This is a genomic window from Mycobacterium sp. 1274761.0 (assembly GCF_001668615.1).
In the GTDB taxonomy this organism is placed as follows: domain Bacteria; phylum Actinomycetota; class Actinomycetes; order Mycobacteriales; family Mycobacteriaceae; genus Mycobacterium.
In genome coordinates, this window is record NZ_LZMC01000105.1 from 1 (window position 1) to 18611 (window position 18611).

The 18611-nt window shown below is 64.6% G+C and carries 19 protein-coding genes and 1 pseudogene; 7 read left to right on the forward strand and 13 right to left on the reverse strand.

Going from position 1 to position 18611, the window contains the following annotated elements; all coding sequences use genetic code 11:
- The 4 genes from A5651_RS21470 to A5651_RS21485 form a co-directional block, all read left to right on the forward strand.
- A partial coding sequence (locus tag A5651_RS21470; protein WP_231988780.1) for an SDR family oxidoreductase occupies positions 1 to 743 on the forward strand: 743 nt, incomplete at its 5' end.
- Positions 744 to 751: 8 nt separating this feature from the next.
- The gene (locus A5651_RS21475) at positions 752 to 1708 is read left to right on the forward strand and encodes an LLM class flavin-dependent oxidoreductase (RefSeq protein WP_066985767.1); all 957 of its coding nucleotides are present in this window, start codon (positions 752 to 754) and stop codon (positions 1706 to 1708) included.
- 126 nt (positions 1709 to 1834) lie between these two features.
- Positions 1835 to 2278 (forward strand): hypothetical protein, encoded by a 444-nt coding sequence (locus tag A5651_RS21480; protein ID WP_231988781.1) that lies wholly within the window; start codon positions 1835 to 1837, stop codon positions 2276 to 2278.
- A gap of 40 nt (positions 2279 to 2318) precedes the next feature.
- Positions 2319 to 3425, forward strand: a complete 1107-nt coding sequence (locus A5651_RS21485; RefSeq protein WP_231988782.1) for a dihydrodipicolinate reductase — start codon at positions 2319 to 2321, stop codon at positions 3423 to 3425.
- A gap of 15 nt (positions 3426 to 3440) precedes the next feature.
- Here the strand turns inward: A5651_RS21485 and A5651_RS21490 are convergent, their stop codons facing one another.
- From A5651_RS21490 to A5651_RS21510, 5 genes are all read right to left on the reverse strand, one after another.
- Positions 3441 to 4619, reverse strand: a complete 1179-nt coding sequence (locus tag A5651_RS21490) for an amidohydrolase family protein (RefSeq protein WP_066985772.1) — start codon at positions 4617 to 4619, stop codon at positions 3441 to 3443.
- A gap of 109 nt (positions 4620 to 4728) precedes the next feature.
- Complete coding sequence (locus A5651_RS21495; RefSeq protein WP_066985775.1) at positions 4729 to 5487, reverse strand: SDR family NAD(P)-dependent oxidoreductase; 759 nt, start codon at positions 5485 to 5487, stop codon at positions 4729 to 4731.
- On the reverse strand, positions 5484 to 6080 hold the full coding sequence (locus A5651_RS21500) for an SDR family oxidoreductase (RefSeq protein ID WP_066985778.1): 597 nt from the start codon (positions 6078 to 6080) through the stop codon (positions 5484 to 5486). The genes A5651_RS21495 and A5651_RS21500 overlap by 4 nt, the downstream gene beginning before the upstream one ends.
- Before the next feature lies 1 nt (position 6081).
- Positions 6082 to 6486, reverse strand: a complete 405-nt coding sequence (locus tag A5651_RS21505; protein ID WP_066985781.1) for a hypothetical protein — start codon at positions 6484 to 6486, stop codon at positions 6082 to 6084.
- Between the two features lie 43 nt (positions 6487 to 6529).
- A complete protein-coding gene (locus tag A5651_RS21510) occupies positions 6530 to 7213 on the reverse strand; it encodes a hypothetical protein (RefSeq protein WP_231988783.1) in 684 nt (227 codons plus the stop codon).
- A gap of 334 nt (positions 7214 to 7547) precedes the next feature.
- Between A5651_RS21510 and A5651_RS21515 the strand changes: the two genes are divergently transcribed.
- Complete coding sequence (locus A5651_RS21515; RefSeq protein WP_066985784.1) at positions 7548 to 8606, forward strand: NAD(P)-dependent oxidoreductase; 1059 nt, start codon at positions 7548 to 7550, stop codon at positions 8604 to 8606.
- A 5-nt stretch (positions 8607 to 8611) separates the two neighbouring features.
- Here A5651_RS21515 and A5651_RS21520 read toward each other — a convergent pair whose 3' ends face one another.
- Genes A5651_RS21520 through A5651_RS21545 form a run of 6 tightly spaced genes read right to left on the reverse strand, consistent with a single transcriptional unit; the run spans position 8612 to position 14966 of the window.
- Positions 8612 to 10057, reverse strand: coding sequence for a class I adenylate-forming enzyme family protein (locus A5651_RS21520; RefSeq protein WP_066985816.1), 1446 nt, complete (start codon positions 10055 to 10057; stop codon positions 8612 to 8614).
- Entirely contained in the window at positions 10054 to 10854 is an 801-nt protein-coding gene (locus A5651_RS21525; protein WP_066985787.1) for an enoyl-CoA hydratase/isomerase family protein, read from the reverse strand. The genes A5651_RS21520 and A5651_RS21525 overlap by 4 nt, the downstream gene beginning before the upstream one ends.
- Positions 10851 to 11663, reverse strand: coding sequence for an enoyl-CoA hydratase/isomerase family protein (locus A5651_RS21530; protein ID WP_066985791.1), 813 nt, complete (start codon positions 11661 to 11663; stop codon positions 10851 to 10853). The genes A5651_RS21525 and A5651_RS21530 overlap by 4 nt, the downstream gene beginning before the upstream one ends.
- A complete protein-coding gene (locus tag A5651_RS21535; RefSeq protein ID WP_066985794.1) occupies positions 11660 to 12907 on the reverse strand; it encodes an acyl-CoA dehydrogenase family protein in 1248 nt (415 codons plus the stop codon). Before A5651_RS21535 ends, A5651_RS21530 begins: the two co-directional genes overlap by 4 nt.
- The gene (locus A5651_RS21540) at positions 12904 to 13710 is read right to left on the reverse strand and encodes an enoyl-CoA hydratase/isomerase family protein (RefSeq protein WP_066985797.1); all 807 of its coding nucleotides are present in this window, start codon (positions 13708 to 13710) and stop codon (positions 12904 to 12906) included. The genes A5651_RS21535 and A5651_RS21540 overlap by 4 nt, the downstream gene beginning before the upstream one ends.
- Positions 13707 to 14966, reverse strand: coding sequence for a hypothetical protein (locus A5651_RS21545; protein WP_066985799.1), 1260 nt, complete (start codon positions 14964 to 14966; stop codon positions 13707 to 13709). The genes A5651_RS21540 and A5651_RS21545 overlap by 4 nt, the downstream gene beginning before the upstream one ends.
- Before the next feature lie 97 nt (positions 14967 to 15063).
- Here A5651_RS21545 and A5651_RS21550 point away from each other — a divergent pair, with 97 nt between their 5' ends.
- Positions 15064 to 15879, forward strand: a complete 816-nt coding sequence (locus A5651_RS21550) for an enoyl-CoA hydratase/isomerase family protein (RefSeq protein WP_066985802.1) — start codon at positions 15064 to 15066, stop codon at positions 15877 to 15879.
- On the opposite strand, the gene A5651_RS21555 is transcribed toward A5651_RS21550, so the two are convergent.
- A complete protein-coding gene (locus A5651_RS21555; RefSeq protein WP_197496720.1) occupies positions 15876 to 16739 on the reverse strand; it encodes an SDR family NAD(P)-dependent oxidoreductase in 864 nt (287 codons plus the stop codon). The two genes, A5651_RS21550 and A5651_RS21555, sit on opposite strands and share 4 nt — an antisense overlap.
- Before the next feature lie 138 nt (positions 16740 to 16877).
- On the opposite strand from A5651_RS21555, the gene A5651_RS21560 reads away from it, so the two are divergent.
- Positions 16878 to 18398: an AMP-binding protein gene (locus tag A5651_RS21560; protein WP_197496722.1), complete on the forward strand. Its 1521-nt coding sequence runs from the start codon at positions 16878 to 16880 to the stop codon at positions 18396 to 18398.
- Positions 18399 to 18415: 17 nt separating this feature from the next.
- On the opposite strand, the pseudogene A5651_RS21565 reads toward A5651_RS21560, so the two are convergent.
- Positions 18416 to 18611: pseudogene (locus tag A5651_RS21565) on the reverse strand (amidohydrolase); the annotation flags it as partial.

Here is an 18611-nt window from a genome sequence, read left to right on the forward strand (position 1 = left end):
CAGTTGCGCTGCAGCAGGGCTTCCGCGGCCGTTACCGGGTTCGCGAGGAAAGGTTGGTAGTTCGGATCGCCGCCCGCGCAATAGACCAACATGCCGATCTCGATGTCCGACGTGTCGTCCATGATCCGCGAAGCGGCATCAGGGTCGGTCAGGTCGACGGCCAGCGTCCGCGTCTCGGCCCCGGTGCGGGCGGCGATCCGAACTACCAACCTTTCCTCGCGAACCCGGTAACGGCCGCGGAAGCCCTGCTGCAGCGCAACTGCCTGGTGATGATGCGGCTGTGCCACCACTTCGCGCGCCAGATGGTTGATCGCGGTCGAGGCGGAATAGTGAACTTCACGTCGGGTGCGGCTTTGGCGGGGGGCCGAAACATGGTCGCGTACGGCGCAAGCAAAGCATTCGACATGGTGTTCACCGAAGGACTGTGGGTGGAATTGCAAGACACAGGTGTGGACGTGCTCGGCTTGGTGCTCGGGATGACGGATACACCGGCGTTGCGAAAGTTGGAGTTCGAGCGCGGGCGTCTCGCATCACTCGACGAGATGCCTCCGGGAGCGGTCACCGCCGCGAGCGTGGTGGACGAGGCCTTCGCCAACCTAGGCAACGGTCCGACCGTCGCGACGGGTGATGACGTTCGGATGGCTCTCGAAGTCCTCAAGTCCTTGTCACGCAACGATGCGGTTCGGTTGATCATGCAGGCGAGTGCCGACGTCATGGGAACCGACGCGAGGCAGGGGAGTTAGACACCACGATGTTCACCCTCCGATTCGACATGCGAGCGCCGTCGATGGGTGCACCGCCGACCGACTTGTACGCCGCGGCCTGCGAGATGTCGGCATGGGCCGAGACCCGTGGCTGCCTCGCCGTGGTGCTGTGTGAACACCATTGTGCCGACGACGGCTATCTTCCGTCACCGCTGCTGCTCGGCGCGGCGATCGCCGCCCGCACTGAACAGCTGATGCTGAACCTGACGATTCTCCTGCCCTTCTACGATGTGGCCCGCCTAGCCGAGGACATCTCGGTGTTGGATCACATCAGCGCGGGCAGGGCTACCTATGTCTTTGGAATCGGCTACCGTGCCCGAGAATTTGAACACTTCGGACTGTCCATGTCCGAGCGGGGTCGCATCGCCGACGAGAAGCTCGGCCTGTTGCGCCGGCTCTTGGCCGGTGAAGAGATCGAACACGGCGGCAGACGCATGAAGGTCACTCCGCGTCCACGCACGCCGGAGGGGCCGATATTGAATTGGGGCGGATCGAGCTTAGCGGCGGCACGGCGTGCCGGACGCAACGGCCTCGGTCTGCTCGCCAACGGCGGTGTACCAGGTATGCGCGAAGCGTATGAAAAGGCGAGCCACGACAACGGATTTGAGCCCGGCTTCGTGCTCATACCGGAACGAGATGTCGCAGCGAACCTCTTCGTGGCAGAGGATGTCGATGCTGCATGGGACGAGATCGGCAAGTATCTGCTGCACGATGCGATGGCCTACTCGGAGTGGAATCCCGACAACCAGGTGTCGGCCAACATGAGCACCGCCACGTCCGTCGACGAACTCCGCCGTACGTCCTCGTCCCACGTCATCCTGTCGGTCGACGAAGCGAAGGCGCGCGTCGCCGACGGGGAGATGTTCAATCTCTCACCGCTGTGCGGCGGAATTCCTCCCGATATCGCGTGGCCGTACCTGAAGAGATTCGCTGAGTTGGGCTAAGGGAGAGGAATTGGTGACATGGCGAGCGGCCGTACGACCTTGAATGAGCGAATCGCCTTCGAGAAATGGGAAGGTTATGCGAAACCCATCGACCGGGGACGACATGTCGATTTTGGCGAAAAATTCGTGTTCGCACCCGATTACGTCATGATGAGTCCGCTGTTCAACGACGGAGTTCCACAGTCGGCAGCCGAGATGTTCTCCGACGAGGTTGCGGCGGCGATGGCAAAATATGCGCCGGACGGTGACATGCTGACCGCGGAGTGGCGCATGTGGTGGAAGCACATGCCGGACTACCGGCTTGTGAGCCCGTTCGAATGTGTCGCCGGGGATTGGGGTTTCACGTCCTGCGACACCTACGCCGGCACGCTCGCCGACGGGTCGGTACTGGAGCTGCGGGAGTGGGACTACATCTGGACCAACGAAGACGGACACGTCACACGATGGGACTGGTTCGTCGAATCAGACAAGTGGGAACGGTTGATGGGGCTCATCGGGCTGGACCCCAAGGGGTTGACGAGCCAAAAGTACACCGTCAATTTCCTGCGTGAGGGCGGTTCGGGAGCCTGAGGTCGGTGCTCTTACCGAGGCACACAGAAGGGTTGACTCAATGACCGACGAGAAGTCCCGCAAGTTGCGGGTTGTCCACGTGGGCACGGGTTTGACAGGCAGGGAGGCACTCCGTGCGATCGTCGATGACCCCGCATTGGAACTCGTGGGCGTGAAAGTGTCGACGCCTGACAAGGCGGGGATGGATGCCGGTCAACTGTACGGCGGTTCTGAAATCGGTATTGCGGCCACCGACGATCTGGATACGGTAGTGGCAAGTGCACCGGACTGTGTTACGTACTGCGCCACTGCAGTTCGGCGTGAGGCGGACGCGATCTCGGACATCGTCGGATATCTCGAGGCGGGGATCAACGTCGTGACGATCGCGACGATTCCGCTGGTCTATCCGGCGGCCGCGCCGCCTGAGTGGCGCGCGGCGCTTGAAGCGGCCGCGGCGAAGGGCAATTCGACCTTCTACGCGACTGGCGCCGAACCGGGCTTCATCAGCCTGAACATCCCCACCGCCCTGCTGGCCGGTGCTGGAAGCGTCGACACCTACCGGATGGACGAGTACGCGACAGACCTCGACAGGGCCTACCCGATCTGGGATGTCCTGCACGAATCCATGGGCTTCGGAAAGCCGGACGGGCACGTGCCGGCCCGCATCGCTTCGGGCAAAGTCAACCACGACTGGGAGACCGTGGTGCGCTACATCGCCGACATCCTGGGACTTGAACTCGACAAGGTCGAACTCGACTGGGAAACACTGCTCGCACCAGCCGATTTGGAAACTGCGCTGGGTGTGATCCCGGAAGGGACGATCTGTGCGCACCGGTGGCAGCTCGCCGGCGTCGTCGATGGACGGCCGCGAGTTGCTGTTCAGTACTTCGCGACGGTGAGTTCAACACCGTGGCCGCAGCGATGGCCGAAACCGTCGAGGGAAAACCAGGGTGGCATGGTCATTCGCGTCGACGGCAGCCCGAGTATGAGCATGGAACTCTACTTCGACAGTTCCCCGTCAGATCGGGTCAATCCGGGCGTGGCAGTCACGGCGATGGCGGCAGTCAACGCAATACCCGCGGTCGTCGATGCGCCACCCGGTGTTCTTGACCGTCCGTTGGCCGGACCAACCATCGTGAGCAGGCAATCACAAACGAGACATCCTTGACGGATAGCGGTCGTATCAAACCCCGAGCAAATCCTTCAAGTTTCCGCCCATCACCCGCGCCGCGGTGTCCTGCGGAAGGTTGGTCAGCTCGCTGATGAAGTCTCTGGGTTCGGCAAGACCCTCGGGATGCGGATAGTCGGAACCGAACATCACCCGGTCGGCCCCGAGCAGCTCGACGAGCTGGGACATGTCCTCTTCATGAAACGGGTTGATCCAGACGTTCCTTCGGAACACGTCAGCTGGATGCTCGCTGAAGTCGTATGGCCGCTTGCGGTATACGCGGTCGAAGACGTCGATCAGGCGATGTGCCCACGATCCGCCGTTCTCGACCACGCCGACACGCACGCCGGGGAACCGTTCGAACACGCCGTGCGCGATGAACGCAGCGAGGGTGTCGAAGATGTTGCGGCTTTCCTCGTAGATGAAGCCCCGCAGCTTGCTCAACGCGAAACCGTTGAACTCGGCGGCGTCCTCCCAGTCGTCGACGTAGCGTTCGTAGCCGGAGTCCGAGTTGTGCATCTGCACCGAGATGCCAGCGGCCTCGACGAGCCGCCAGAAGCCGTCGAACTCAGGAAGCGCGGCAGACCGCGACGTGCCATCCTCGCGCGGCACCGGTGCGGGTCGGATCAGCACCGTCTTCGCGCCGTTCTCCAGACACCACTCCAGTTCCTTGACCCCGAGCGCCGGATCGTTCAAGGAGATGGCAGGCACGGCGAAGATCCGGTCTTGATAGTTGAACGTCCAGTCCTCGAGCAGCCAGCGGTTGAAGGCGTGAGTCACCGCGTGGGTGAGTTCTGTGTCGGACTTCGTCCGCTCCTCGAGCATGCCCGCTGTCGTGGGGAACATGACCGTGCCGTCGACGCCCTGGCGGTCCATCAGCGCCAAGCGCAGGTCAGGGCGGCGAAACTCGTCCGGGCAGCGGATCGGAGCGGCCAGCTCGCGCAGCGTCTTGCCCTCGGGATTGATTCCACGGAAGTAGTCGGCCCACGCGCCCGGGGTCGGGATGACCTCGTAGGTGGGATTGGGGATGGTCTCGGTGATGGTGCCGAGGATCTGGAGCTTCTTGCGGCCCTTGACGTCTACGAACTTGAGCGCCTCCGAGTACTTCTCCGGCAGGTACCGCGTGTAGGCGTCGATCGTCTCGTACATGTGGTTGTCGGCGTCCCACACCTCGAAGGCTCGGTCATCGGCCATGGGCGCTCCTTCTGCCAGGTGGCTAACTGCATATGCGCAATTTGAGAATCGTGATTTTCATACTATCAACCGGCCGAGCCGCTTTGGCAGTCCCAGTTCCACATGACCCTCAGATGCTCGTGTAGTGGCCGCCATCGACACCCAGCGTCTGTCCGGTGATGTACCTGGCCGCGGGTCCGACAAGGAAGGCGACCGCGGAGCCGATGTCGCGCTCCGGATCTCCGATACGTCCAAGCGGAACTCGCCGGGACAGTCGTTCTTCCATCGCCGGTTCGGCCTCGATGGCCGCGGTCATGGCCGGCGAATACGCCAGCGGCGAGACGACGTTGACGGTGATGCCGAGCGGAGCCCATTCGCGCGCGAGGCTCTTGGCGAAGCCGCGCAGTGCTCCTTTCATCGTCGCGTAGAGAGGAAGTGTCGCGCTGCCTTCGATGCCGGCCGGTGACGTCATGACCAACAGCGTCCCGCCCCGCTTTTTGAGCGCATCGAACGCGGCGACTGCGCAGTGCCGCACGCCACCGATGGAGACCGCGTAGTGCTGCGCCCAGAGCGCACGGTCGACATCTGCCAACTGGTGCGGCTGGCTCGATAGGTTGCTCGTTGCGTTGTGCACCACGGCGTCGAGCCGCCCGGTCGTGGCGACCGCGACGTCGACTGCGGCGGCCACCTCGGCGGCGTCTGTCACATCACAACGCACCCAGGTTGCCCGGTGCCCCCGGGCCTCAATCTCCTCGGCGACGGCCGACCCGTTGTCTGATCGCGTCGCGACGATGACATATGCACCGTTAGAAGAAAGCGCCATCGCGATACCGCGGCCGACGCCACCGCCGGATCCGGTCACCAGAGCAGTCGTGCCGACAAGTGTCATGGCAGCATCACCGAGCCGCCGTCGACGACGATCGTCTCGCCGACGAGATAGCCGATATCCCGCCGGAGGAGGAATTTCACGGTCTCGATGACCGAGCCGAGCAGTTGCGAGTCGTCGCTGACGGCCGAAGCAGTGAGGTGGGCTGCGGAGGTGGCCAACCCTGGTGCGAACAGCTGAAGCGGTGCTGCCGCCATGTTGACGACTATTGATTCGGAGGCCCATTGGCGCGCAGCGGATTTCACCATCGCACGGATGCCTTCCACAGCCGTGGTCAAAGCGACCAGGCCTTGAGCGCCGGCGATGCCGATTGTCGGGGTCAAGACCACGATGCGACCTCCGTCGTCGAGAAGCGATGCGCGCGCGCGTTGCAGCGCCTGCAGAATGTGCCACATCGCTGTGTTGACGGCGAGGTCCCATTGTTCGGCGGTTTGTGCGGTGAGCAGCACGGACTCTGCTTCCGCGCCGACGACGATGACCACTCCGTCGACTTTCGGAAGCTGCGTCTCTCTGTCGACGGCTACCGCATCAAGGCTCCGGCTAAGGATCGCCGACAGCTCAACGGCTGGCCCAATGACGGCAGTGCCGGCCGCCATGTCAGCGGTTCTGATCGGCGGACTGCTCGGCCATGCGTTCTTCGTGAATGCGGACCAGTTCGCGAAACCCGATGCGCTCATAACGCGGCTTGGGTTGGATGCCCCAATCGTCGCGGGCAGTGTGCTGGCCGGCGGCTTCCGGTGCGCCACCGAACGGCGGACCCCCGATCGGATACGGCTGCTGACACTCGAGGCTGTCGTCGGAGAAACGGACCTTCATCAGCTCGCTGCAGATCTCGGTCAGTGACAGTGTGGGCCAGCCGTACCAGATCGCCATCACCGGAACCGTCAGCGAGCCCTCGATCACCAGTCCGAACAGGCAGACGTACAGGCCCCGGCGAAGCCATGTGTGCATCCGTGCCCAGGTGGACGTCGTACCCAGCGGTAATTGCTTGGCTGAATCCATTGTCTCCGGCGTGGTTTCAGACACGACGGTCCTTTCAGAAGTACTAGTCGGAGAAAATCTCGCGGTTGACGGTGTGCAGGTACGGAATCGCCAGGAAGGGTGTGATGTAGAAGATGTTGAACGCCCACCAGCCGAAGACGGGCAATCCCACTGCCGCATAGCGCACATCGGCGTACATCGTCATGTTGAAGATGTAGCCGGTCCATACGACGATCCCGAACCAGCACGTCACGATCAGCCATTGATGCCCCCAGCGCTTCATCTGGAGGAATGCGATGGCGGCGGCGATCCGCATCGGAAAGGCGATCAGGACGCACACCATCACCCAGGCCTTTTCACCGGGCGCGCCGGCTCCGCCGATCCAGAGTTCGTTGTAATGCCAGAAGTAACCGGCGTCGATCAGGTTGCCCCAGGCCGTGAAAACGGTGCGCGTGATCAACGCGTGATTGGCGAACAGGTCAAGTGCCCACCCGATGCTGTTGAGTGCGGCGTCGAGGATGATCACATAACCGATGAGCGTCACCATCGTGGGCCGGACGGACAACCCTTCCCGCTGCGCCTTTCTCAGCAAGAAGAGCCCTCGGCAGAAGATGGGCAGCCCGATGGGCCCGAGCACCAAGGTGCCCATCATCGCTGTACCGGCGATCAACCATCGGTCGGCCCGGCGTTGCGACTGCCGGGTGTATGCCTCGTGCTCGTCCAGCGTCGGGGAATGGCTGGAGGCCATGATCGCTCACCAGTCCCTGGTGAAGTACATCTGCACCTGGATCGCGAACATCGCGATCAACAAGCCGTAGATGAAGATTTGGAACGCAATGAGCCCGCGCCTACGTCGTCGGTCCTGGTCGTCCATGAATCCTCCTGTCCTTAGAACGTGCCGATGTTCGCCAGCATCCAGTAGAAGAACGCGACCAGTCCGCACATGACGGCCCACGTCACGACCATCCGCACGAGTTCCTGCCACACGACGTCACCTCCGGCTCTTATGAAAGGACGGTTTCCGGGAAAGAGTAACATTCCTCTCGATATTGAGAGCAGAGATTCTCAGGAGGTGGATTTCGATGGGTACCCGGTCAGTATTGGTCACCGGAGCCTTCGGAATGGTGGGTACGGAGACGGTCTTGCGTCTGCGGGAGGCGGGGGCCGCCGTAATCGCAACCGATCTTCAAACCCCCGCCAATCTCAAGGCGGCAAGGCGGTTACCTGATGGTGTTGAAGTCCGTTGGTCGGACCTCACCGACGAGTCGCAAACAGAAGCGCTGCTGGCAGAAGTGGCGCCGGCGACGATCATTCACCTTGCCGCCGTCATTCCGACGGCCTGTTACGAGAAGCCCGATCTGGCGCGTGCGGTCAACGTGGAAGGGACCCGGTCATTGGTGACTTGCGCGCAGCGTCTGCCCAGCCGGCCTCGTTTCGTGATGGCGTCGAGTGTCGCTGTCCACGGATCACGGAATCCGCACCGCAATGGCCTGTTGCACGCGGACTCACCGCTGAGGCCCGTTGACTCCTACGGCTCGCAAAAGCTCGCTGCGGAGCTGATCGTACGAAATTCACGACTCGACTGGGCGATCTTGCGGCTGGGCGCGGTCGTGAGCGCGCGGCTGCGTTCGCTTCCGGTTAGCTCCAACGTGCTGTTCCTCGAATGGGCTATGCCGTCCGACGGCCGCGTCAACACCGTCGATGTGCGGGATGTCGCGAGCGCCTTCGCTGCGGCAACCACGGCAGACATCGTGGGGGAGACGTTGATGATCGGAGGGGACGAAAGCCACCGGCTGCTGCAGGGAGACATGGGTCCCGCGATCGTCGCCGCCATGGGACTTCGCGACTGTTATCCGGCCGGCCGACCCGGCAATCCTGACGACGACGCGGCATGGTTCGTCTGCGACTGGATGGACACCGCTCGGGCACAGGAAGCGCTTGCCTTCCAAAATCATTCGTGGCCCGACATGCTTCACGAGATCGGCATGCGCGTCGGTTGGTGGCGGTACCTCTTCGCTGCAATTGCTCCGGCTGTCCGGCTGATGCTCAGGCGGCGGATGCCATATCGGGGGCTGCCGGGTGTGTACGCCGATCCATGGAATCTCGTCACACGGCGCTGGCCGGGTGCCGCGCCTGAATAAATGTTTCAGGCTTGCGCGCGCGCCGCCAGTTCGCGTTTGACGACCTTGCCAACGTCGTTGCGGGGTAACTTGTCGACGATCACGATCCGGACGGGGACCCGGTACGGCGTCAATCGTTCGCGGCACCAGGTGATCAGATCGTCTTCGGCAGGGCCGCCCTCGTGTAGTGCAACGAAGGCCCATGGAACTTCGCCCAAGCGGTCGTCGGGTATTCCGACCACTGCGGCTTCGCGCACACCATCGGCAGCGAGGAGCACGTCTTCCACGGTTCCAGGAAACACCTTGAGGCCGCCGCGATTGATCATGTCGGAGACCCGGCCGTCGAGCCACAGGAACCCGTCGGAGTCGAACCAACCGAGATCGCCTGTGTGAAACCAGCCGTCGTCAGTCAGCCGGTCGAGGAATGCCGGGTCGATCTTGCGGGCCGCCGTAGTCGGTGTGCGCACCATCACCTCGTCCTCGGTGACCGTGACGTCGATTCCGGGCAGTGGGCGGCCGACGGAGCCCAGCTTGGTCTCACCCCATTGGCGTGCATCGGCCGCGGACCATCCCACGACCTCGCCGCCGAGTTCCGTCTGGCCGTAAGAGTTCAGGACGAGCACGCCGAACTTGTCGCGGAACCGACGGGCCTGCACGGGCGACAGGGGCGCGGTGATGGACCGCACGATCTTCAGGGGAGCCAGATCGGTGACGGATTCGTCGTGCAGCACCATCGTCAACGCCGCGGGCGGCAACACGGTGGAGCGCAGTTGGTGACGCTTTACGAGCACCGCGAAGTCTGCGGGGGAGAACCGGTCCATCAACACCACACCCGAGCCCGCGCGGAAGGCGAACAGCACCTGATAGATACCCGCCCACAGCGACAGCGACAACGGAACGAGGTTCGGCATCGGCGCCCGACCCGGCGGGCCCGGTCCGCGATTGCCGCGCAGCTTGCCGAGCAGACGGTCGATCAGGTCGAGCACCGTTGCATGTCGCAGTGGCACCGGCTTCGGTGGCCCCGTGGTCCCAGAGGTGAACTGCAACAGCGCCACATCGGGGTCGTACGTCCGCTGATCAGAGGGCCGTGCGGCGGCTTGCAGCGACCACGACAACCCTGCGCCGGCGACCACAGGCAACCCGGCGTCGGCGAAGCGGTGTGCCCAGTCAGGTGTCGTGATCACTGCGACCGGCCGAAGGGTTGCGAGCTGCGAGGTCAACTCCGCATCGGCTGCCCGCGGGTTGAGCGGCGTGTACACCCCGCCCGCGCGCCATGTCCCGAAAAGTGCGGCCACCGTCGTCGCGTCGTTGGGCAGCATGACCGCAACCACCTCGCCGGTGGCCAGGCCGGTTTCGGCGAGCAGGGAGCTCAGCCGATCTGAGCTCGCGGCGAGGTCGACACGCGATACGTCGTCGTTCAGGCTGTGCACCGCGGTTTCCGGCACATTGCCTAGCAGGTCGGCTAGTGTCACGAGTCCGCCTGCAGCGGTTCCCATTCGGGTGTCCTTTTATCGGCGAAGGCCAGTGGGCCCTCGTTCTGGTCGGGGTGACCCCACATCGACGTCAGGTGTTTGGCACCCTCGCGGCATGCGTCGGTCAAGCCGTGCTCGAGCGCGCCCCACAGCGCGCGCTTGGTCGCCCGCATGGCCGCGGGGGAGTTCTGCGCAATCTTCTCCGCCAGCTGCTGCGCCACCTCACGCAGCCGCTCTGGTGGGTCGACGATCTCGCTGATCATGCCGAGCTGGAAGGCGCGTTGCGCGCTGAGACGCTCGTGGCTGCCGACGAGCGCCATACGTAAGACAGCCTCGGCGGGGATCTTTCGCATCAACGCGATGGTTTCCAGAGCACTGACCTGACCGATCGACACGTGCGGGTCGACGAAGCTGGCATTCGACGACGCGATGACGATGTCGGCGTCGGCGACCCAATGCAGTCCGCCGCCCGCGCACACCCCGTTGACTGCGGTGATGATGGGTTTTCCGACGTTGCAATGCCATCCCGTCAACTTCAGGTCCAGTGTGCGCATCATCTCCTGGAACTGCTGGACAGCTTCACCGTCGAGGTCGTCGACGTCGGCACCGACCTGGAAGGCCCTGCCATTGCCGGTGTGCACGATGACACGGACGTCGGGATCGGCGTTCAGTTCCGCCCAGGCCTGCGGGAATTCTTCGCGCATCAGCGCGTCGTACGCATTCAGTCGATCCGGCCGGTTGTTGATGATCCATCCCACCGGACCTCGGCGCTCGACAATCAGCCTTTGATAGGTCACGAGACCTCCACGGTTTCCGGCGGCAGCCAGTTCGGCGGGCGCTTCTCAATGAAGGCCCGTACTCCCTCGGCGTGGTCGGGATGGTTGCGCAGTCGCCAGATCTGCTCGGCCGCAGCATGTTCGGCCTCTGATAGGCCGACCTCCAGCGAGTACCACAGCGCCTTCTTGGTGGCACGCATCGCGGTGGGCGAGTTCGCCGCCACCGCTGCGGCCAATTTGCCTGCCGCTGCCCGCAGCTCGACGGCTCCGACGACCTCGGACACGATGCCCAGCTGGTACGCGCGGTGCGCCGAGATCCGCTCGCCCCTGCCGCACAGCGTCATCCGGGTGATGGCCTCCATCGGCGACTTTCGCAGCAGCGTGATCGCCTCGTAGGCGACCGCCTGTCCGACCGACACGTGCGGGTCGACGAATGAAGCCTGCTCCGCGGCGATGACGATGTCGGCGTCGGCCACCAGGTGCAACCCGCCGCCTGCACACACCCCGTTGACCGCGGCGATGACCGGCTTCCAGACCTCGCAGTGCCACGAGGAGATCTTCAACTCGGCATCCCTGGTGCGACGCGAGTGCTTGCGCATGGCCGCCTTGTCGCGAGCGACCTGCACCACGTCCATGCCGGTGCAGAACGCCTTGCCGTTTGCGGTGTTGACGATGACCCGCACGTCCCGGTCGGCGTCCAGCTCGGCCCACGCCGCTTCGAGTTCGTCCAGCATCAGCGCGTCGAACGCGTTGCCTGCATTCGGCCGGTTGAGAATCAACCAGCCGACGCCGTCGCGCTTCTCGACGATAAGGCGCTCGTAGTGGCTCACGAACGGGGGATTTCCTTCCAGGGTTTGCCCCTCCATGGGTCCGGCTCTTTCGGCAGCCCGAGGACCCGTTCACCGAGAATGTTCTTGTTGATATCGGTGGTACCGCCTTCAGTTCCGTTGGCCAGGCTGCGCATCCAACCGGCTACCTCGCGCGGTAGCGCGTCGGCATCGTCGGTGGCAGGCCAGGCAACCGCGGCGGTGCCTAGAAGATCGGCCATCAAATCCTGAATCTGCTGGTTCAGGGTGGCTTGATGCACCTTGCCGATCGAGGAGGCTGCCCCGGGTGACTCGCCGGCCGAAAGTGCTTCTCGCACACGGGCATTGGTCCAGCCGCGAATTTGTTCCTGTGCCCACAGCCGCATGATCTTGTTCCGTACGACGGGGTCGTCCCATCGCCCGGTTTCGCGAGCGAGCGAGATCAGACGCGCGGCGCTCGAGCCGCCGAGGCGGCCCATGCCGCCCGATCCGGAGCCGGACACCATCTGACGCTCGCTGGACAGGGTGGAGGCGCTGACCCGCCAGCCGTCGTTGACATCACCGACCCGGTGGGCGTCGGGCACCCGTGCCCCGTCGATGAAGACCTCGTTGAACTCCGCCTCACCGGTGATCTGCCGCAGCGGCCGCACCTCGATGCCCGGCTGATGCATGTCGAGCAGGAAGTACGTGATGCCTTTGTGTTTGGGCGCATCAGGGTCGGTACGGGCCAGCAGAATCGCGAAGTCCGCCTCGTCAGCCCATGTCGTCCAGACCTTCTGGCCGGTGACAACCCAGTCGTCACCGTCGCGTACCGCCCTGGTTGCCAGCGACGCGAGATCCGATCCGGCACCCGGCTCGCTGAACAGCTGGCACCACTTCTCCTCGTTGCGCACGATCGGCGGCAGGAAGCGACATCGTTGCTCCTCGGTGCCGTGGCTGAACAGAGCCGCGGCGGCGTTGTTGAGACCCAGCGGGTTCAGCCGCGTCAACCGCAGCGGTGCGAGCACGCTGTCGATGGCCCGTGCAACTTCGTTGCCCACGCCGAGCCCGCCGTGTTCGGGCAGCCAGGTCGGCACGACAAGACCCGAGGCGGCGAACACCGGATACCAGGCCCGGTAGTCGTCGGCGCTGCGAACCGCGCGCAACGCTGTGGCCCCCTCGACGGCTGCGGTGCGCCATGCTTCGGGCACGGTCGTCCTGACCCACTGCTCGACGGCCGCGACGGCCCCCGCGGTATCGGTCGACTTGTCGATGGGAATCCGTGTCATCGGCCCTCGAACTTCGCATCGCGTTTGTCGCGGAAAGCGGCCAGGCCCTCTTTGAAATCATCGCTGCGACTCGATAGTTCGAGCGCCATTGCTTCGTTCTGGAGGTGGCGGTCGAGATCCAGTCCGTTGCCTGTGTGCACCAGCCACTTGGTGAGCCCGAGAGCGACGGTGGGCGCGGCGGCAAGCGTTGTCACGAGTCCCTCAGCGGCCGAGTCAATTTCAGCGGCGGGGTGGGCGGAGTGGATGACTCCCCATTCGGCAGCGGTGGCGCCGGAGATCTCTTCGCCGAGCATCAGCAGCTGCCGGGTACGCACCAGCCCGATGAGGCGGGGCAGTAGCCACGCGGCGCCGCTGTCGGGAGTGAACCCGCGCGCCATGAACGGTTCCCAGAACCGCGCATCGTCGGCGGCGACGCAGAAGTCGGCGGCCATCGCGATATTGAAGCCGAGACCGGCTGCCCAACCTCGGACTACCGCGACGATGGGAACCTGAGTCTCGAGCATCAGCGGTATCAACCGGTTGGCTTTGTTCGGGAGCCGGCGTTGGGTGCTGCCCACCCGGGGCTTGCGCTGCGACTTCGCGTTGTTCGCGATGAGGTCGGAGCCGGCGCAAAAGTCAGCCCCGTCGGCGTCGATCCGGATGACCCGCACGCTCTCGTCGATGCCCGCGGCCGCGAGGTGACTGATCATCGCGTCGAGCATCACGTCGTTGACGGCGTTGCGGCGGTCGGCCCTGTCGAACGTCAAGGCCAGCACGGCGCCGTGCTGTTCGGCGCGCAGACCCGGGACGCTGGCGTAGGTCATGGCGTTGCGCGTTCGGTGAACCGGGCTGACACCGCCGTCAGCAGCTCTTCGAGGTCAGTGGCTCCGCCGGGCGGGTCTGGCAACCGCATCGGCCCGCGTTGCCTGCTGGGCAGCAGGATGGTCGCCCTGCCGGGCGCGGTCACCTCGCCGCGGTGGTTGGTGGCCGCCAGTTCGAGGTCGACGGCGGGTCTGCCGCCCTCGGCGGTGTACTTGCGTACGACGGTGCCGGTGATGGTGTGCAGATCGCCGACGTAGTTGAAAAGACGAAATTCGCAGTCCAGCGACCACAACCACGCGTCGTCACCCATCCAGTCCGTGCACAGATGAATCAGCCAGGTTTCGCGCATGCGGCCGTAGTCGAAGGTGGTCGGATTACCGGCGTTGCGGGCCGCGTCCGGCTCCCAGTGCACCCGCTGCTGGACATCGGGCACCCCGTGTTCGTTGGGCGTGTAGAAACGGGGGATGCGCTGCCGGTTGCGCCACGCCAGTTGCAGTGGCCGCACACCGTACATGCCGGTACCCATGCCGACGTGCCAGCAGACCATGTCCGTGACGGTCAACGGACCTTTGGTGAGGGGACCGACGACGTCGCCCTCGTTGACGTCCTCCCACCACCGGGGTTCGGCACCACGCGGCTTCTCCTGCGCGTATCGCGCATCGATTTCCGAGATCTCCTCCGGCGTCCACGTTTTGAGTTCGACGGCCTCGTACTTCTTGCGGCCGCGCGCCTTGCTGCGCTCGGTGCGGATCATGTTGCGGTACTGCCCGCCGAGCAGCGTGCCGTCGTCATCGCGGAACACCTGGGCCGACCATTCGTGCACCGCGCGGTCGGCGAACTCGCTGCTCTTGTCGAGCGCAGCCACCAAAGCATTGCGTCGGAACACCCGGTGATTGGCGCGCAGCGGCGCCCACCATTCGCGCGACGACGAGGCGTAGAAGGCGTGCACACCGCGCAGCGGATCGCCTTTCGTGAGGGCACGGTCGGAGTCGGAGAGTTCGGTTACCTCGTCCTCGCCGATCAATGTGTCGCCGCCGACGAGGGCGGGCGGGGCCACGCTCTCGCCCCACACGGACTTGGCGGCGTACTCGGGGTCGCACCAGAGCGGATTGGCGTCGCCGTAGCTCTCGGCAACATGGCGGAACGCATCCTCGCCTGCCCGGAAATAGTGCGGCGGTTGGGTGTGCGGAACCGCGATGCCGATCGTGGCGCGCAGCCGGGCCAACCCCTCGTCGGTGATCTGGCCGCTGCCGGACATTCCATGCCTTTCGCCGACGGCCCGCTACGTCGCCGGACCATAGTGGAAATTAAGATACCCGAAAAGCGGAAACGCCGTTAACGCTAGGTGGACCAAGATGAGCACAGAGGATTCCGGAATCGTCGTATCGGTCGGTGACGACGGGGTACAGCGAATCACCATCGATCGCATCGATGTCGGAAATTCGTTGTCGCCGTTGGCTCGTGATGCCCTCACCGCAGCGTTTCACCGTGCGCATTCCGATCCAGCTGTGCGCGCCGTGCTGTTGACCGCTGCCGGTGACCGGCACTTCTGCGCGGGTGCCGGACTCTCGGCGCAGGAGGACACATCGACACCTCAGGCGCAGAGGCGTCCCGGCGACATCGCGCGGATGCTGCAGCAGGGCTGGCAGCGGCTGGTGGCCTCCGTACTGGACTGTGACAAGCCGGTCGTCGCGGCCGTCAAGGGTGCAGCGGTCGGCGCCGGATCGAGCCTCGTGCTGGCCTGCGATCTCGTGGTGATGTCGACGCAAGGGCGTCTCATTCAGGCGTTCGTGCACCGCGGCATCCTGCCTGATTCCGGTGCGATTTATCTGCTGACCCGAATCGTCGGTCTGCGCAAGGCCACTGAGCTGTTGATGCTCGGTGAGCCCGTCGACGCATCGGCATGCGAACGGCTGGGTCTTGTGAACCGTGTGGTCGCCCCGGAGAACACCGATCGCACCGCCGAGGAGTTCGCCGTGCGCCTGGCGGCGGGCCCGACTGTGATGTTGTCGTTGACCAAGCGACTGCTATCGGTCTCCTCGGAGTCGGGGCGCGATCGTGCTTTCGAGCAGGAGGCGTGGGCGCAGGAGGCCGTCTCCCGGACCGCCGACCTGCAGGAAGGCCTGCAGGCGTTCGCGGAGCGACGGGAGCCGCGGTTCCGGGGCTGCTAGACCTCGACCTTCGTCGGGCCGCCACGGATGGTGAACGTCGTGGGGTCGTCAATCTCGTCGATGTGTGCGGCCACGGTTTCTGCGGTGAGCGCGGTGTCCTCGATGCCCTTGGTCACCCCGATGAACACCCGAGAAACCTTGCCCGCGCCGACGGAGTAGATGTGCGCGGTGCGCTCGCAATTGCGGTGTGCGAGATAGACGACAACCGGAGTGACGAGTTCGGGGTCCATCGCCTTGCCCGCCTCGCCCATGATGTCCTCGGTCATCCGGGTGCGTGCGATGGGGGCGATGGCGTTGATGGCGATGCCGTTTCGCGCGCCCTCGATGGCGAGCACATGCATCATTCCCACCAGGCCCATCTTGGCGGCGCCGTAGTTGGCTTGCCCGAAGTTGCCGAATAGCCCCGTTCCTGAGGTGGTTTGGACGATACGGCCGTAATTCTGCTCACGCATCACTGGCCAGACCGCGCGCGTGACGTTGAAGGCGCCCGATAGGTGCACCGACAGCACGGCGTCGACCTGATCGGCGGTCATGTTCTTGAATGCGGCATCGCGAAGGATCCCGGCGTTGTTGACGAGGATGTCGACCTGTCCGAAGGCGTCCATCGCGGCGGCGACAATCGCCGCACCACCGTCCTCCAAGGCCACCGAGTCGCCGTTTGCGACTGCGGTACCACCGGCTGCGGTGATCTCGTCGACCACGGATTGCGCCGCCGAGATCGAGGCACCGCTGCCGTCGACGGCGCTGCCGAGGTCGTTGACCAGCACGCGGGCCCCACGCCGCGCGAGTTCGATGGCGTGGCACCGGCCCAGGCCGCCACCGGCCCCGGTGACGATGGCGACCTGGTTGTCGAAAGTCATGGTGGAGATGCTGCGCGACGAGTTGTGATCTGGCGACATGACTGAGAGGTTACATTTACATAGTCGAGAACGGACATTTGCATCGGAGGGCGCATGGCGACCGAGCTGCTGGCGAACGCGCAGCGGCGAGCCGACACGCTGCGGGCGCGTTACCGTGCCGCGGGTTCGTGGTCGGATCAGCCGCTCGACGTGATGCGTACAGCAGCGGTGCGCCATCCCGACCTGCCCGCGCTGATAACCAGGGGCGCAGACATCAGTTTCGCCGAACTCGATGGGCGGGTGGATGCGGCGGCCCAGGCGCTGCTGGATGCCGGCGTAACCGCATCGACACCGGTCATCGTGGTAGCGGGTAACGACGTCGACTCGGTGAGTGCCGTGCACGCTACAGTACGTATCGACGCGGTGGTCCTGTTGGTGCCGCGCAGCGCGGGTGCCGCACAGATCGCCGACATCGTCGCCCGCACCGGGGCGCGTTTTGGGGTCGCGCCGAACTGGCCTGTGGGCGCCGACTCGCTGACCGGGGAGTGCGCGTGGATCGACGTCACAACCCACGGCGGGCGTGGCGCGACAGGTGTGCGGCGGACCCAGCGCGCCGCCGACGAGCCCTCGTTCGTTCTCTTCACGTCGGGCACGACGTCGAAGCCAAAGGGCGTCATCCACTCGCTGAGCACCCTGTCTAAGGCATCGACGAACTACATTGCCGCCGCCGGCTTGACCGACGGAGATCGGATCTTTTTGATCAGCCCGCTGGCCTCGGTGACCGGCGTGCTGCAGGCGCTGTTCATCGGTCCCATGCTGGCCGCACCGGTCGTGCTCGAGGACCGCTGGGAGCCTTCAGCCACCTGCGAACTACTGGTCACCTCGAAAGCCACTTGGTACGGCGGACCCGACCGGTTACTGGATCGAGTGCTCGACGAAGCGGTCACTGCCGGACATGAAATGCCGTTGCGCGCTGTCTATTTGGGTGGCACGGTGCTGGATCGGCGCATTGTCGAACGGGTCGAGGATGACTTCGGGATCATCGTGATGCGTGCCTACGGCTCATCGGAGGTCCCGGTGAGCACGTCGGGACTGAGGACCGAACCACGCAACGTACGGCATGCCGACGACGGTGTCGCGCTGGGGGACGTCGACGTGCGCCTGGGATCTGTCGGTGACCCGGCGGAATGCTGTATCCGCGGGCCGCACACCTTCCTCGGTTACACCGACGCCGCCGACGATGCCGATGCGTTTGACGGCGAGTGGTTCCGCACCGGCGACGTGGCCGAACTCGAGGGCAGACGAGTGCGCATCGTGGGACGGCTCAAGGACATCATCATCCGCAACGGGTTGAAGATCCCCGCCGCCGAGGTGGACGAGGCCTTGGCCAGGATCGCCGGTGTGCGCGAGTGCGCGGCGTACTCCGTGCCGGATCTAACAACGGGTGAACGGCTTGCCGTGGCGCTGGTGGTAGAACCCGACGTCGCGATTTCGCTCGCCGATGTTGCACGGGAGCTCGCGTCGGCGGGACTGGCGAAGTACAAGCTACCTGAGGAACTGGTGTTCTGGGATCAGCCACTTCCGTTGAACGCCAACGGCAAAGTCGAACGCAACAAGCTGCATGCATGCTCGAACGGTCGGCCGCGCGATGTGGCCGACCGTCTGAACGCTGCGCCGTAGAGGATTCCAGTTGATGGTCAGTCTGCGTCACCACTGACGTTGGCAGTGGCCTTCTTCATCTGCGACTGCCAGTCCGACGATCCGCCACCGCCGTGATCGTGCTTGCTGCGCGCTCTGATGGAAACGTCGTGACCTTCGGCCGCTTTGCGTAGTGCGCCGACGGTGGCCTGGTCTTTGGTGATGTGGGTGAAGGGGTCCCAGTGATACCAGCGC

What these genes read in the sequence shown, in the direction of transcription:
- A5651_RS21495 (WP_066985775.1), bottom strand. Translation starts at nt 5,487, where the DNA reads ATGACACTTGTCGGCACGACTGCTCTGGTGACCGGATCCGGCGGTGGC.
- A5651_RS21505 (WP_066985781.1), bottom strand. Translation starts at nt 6,486, where the DNA reads ATGGATTCAGCCAAGCAATTACCGCTGGGTACGACGTCCACCTGGGCA.
- A5651_RS21490 (WP_066985772.1), bottom strand. Translation starts at nt 4,619, where the DNA reads ATGGCCGATGACCGAGCCTTCGAGGTGTGGGACGCCGACAACCACATG.
- A5651_RS21535 (WP_066985794.1), bottom strand. Translation starts at nt 12,907, where the DNA reads ATGACACGGATTCCCATCGACAAGTCGACCGATACCGCGGGGGCCGTC.
- A5651_RS21515 (WP_066985784.1), top strand. Translation starts at nt 7,548, where the DNA reads ATGGGTACCCGGTCAGTATTGGTCACCGGAGCCTTCGGAATGGTGGGT.
- A5651_RS21510 (WP_231988783.1), bottom strand. Translation starts at nt 7,213, where the DNA reads ATGGCCTCCAGCCATTCCCCGACGCTGGACGAGCACGAGGCATACACC.
- A5651_RS21550 (WP_066985802.1), top strand. Translation starts at nt 15,064, where the DNA reads ATGAGCACAGAGGATTCCGGAATCGTCGTATCGGTCGGTGACGACGGG.
- A5651_RS21540 (WP_066985797.1), bottom strand. Translation starts at nt 13,710, where the DNA reads ATGACCTACGCCAGCGTCCCGGGTCTGCGCGCCGAACAGCACGGCGCC.
- A5651_RS21555 (WP_197496720.1), bottom strand. Translation starts at nt 16,739, where the DNA reads ATGACTTTCGACAACCAGGTCGCCATCGTCACCGGGGCCGGTGGCGGC.
- A5651_RS21500 (WP_066985778.1), bottom strand. Translation starts at nt 6,080, where the DNA reads ATGGCGGCCGGCACTGCCGTCATTGGGCCAGCCGTTGAGCTGTCGGCG.
- A5651_RS21545 (WP_066985799.1), bottom strand. Translation starts at nt 14,966, where the DNA reads ATGTCCGGCAGCGGCCAGATCACCGACGAGGGGTTGGCCCGGCTGCGC.
- A5651_RS21475 (WP_066985767.1), top strand. Translation starts at nt 752, where the DNA reads ATGTTCACCCTCCGATTCGACATGCGAGCGCCGTCGATGGGTGCACCG.
- A5651_RS21485 (WP_231988782.1), top strand. Translation starts at nt 2,319, where the DNA reads ATGACCGACGAGAAGTCCCGCAAGTTGCGGGTTGTCCACGTGGGCACG.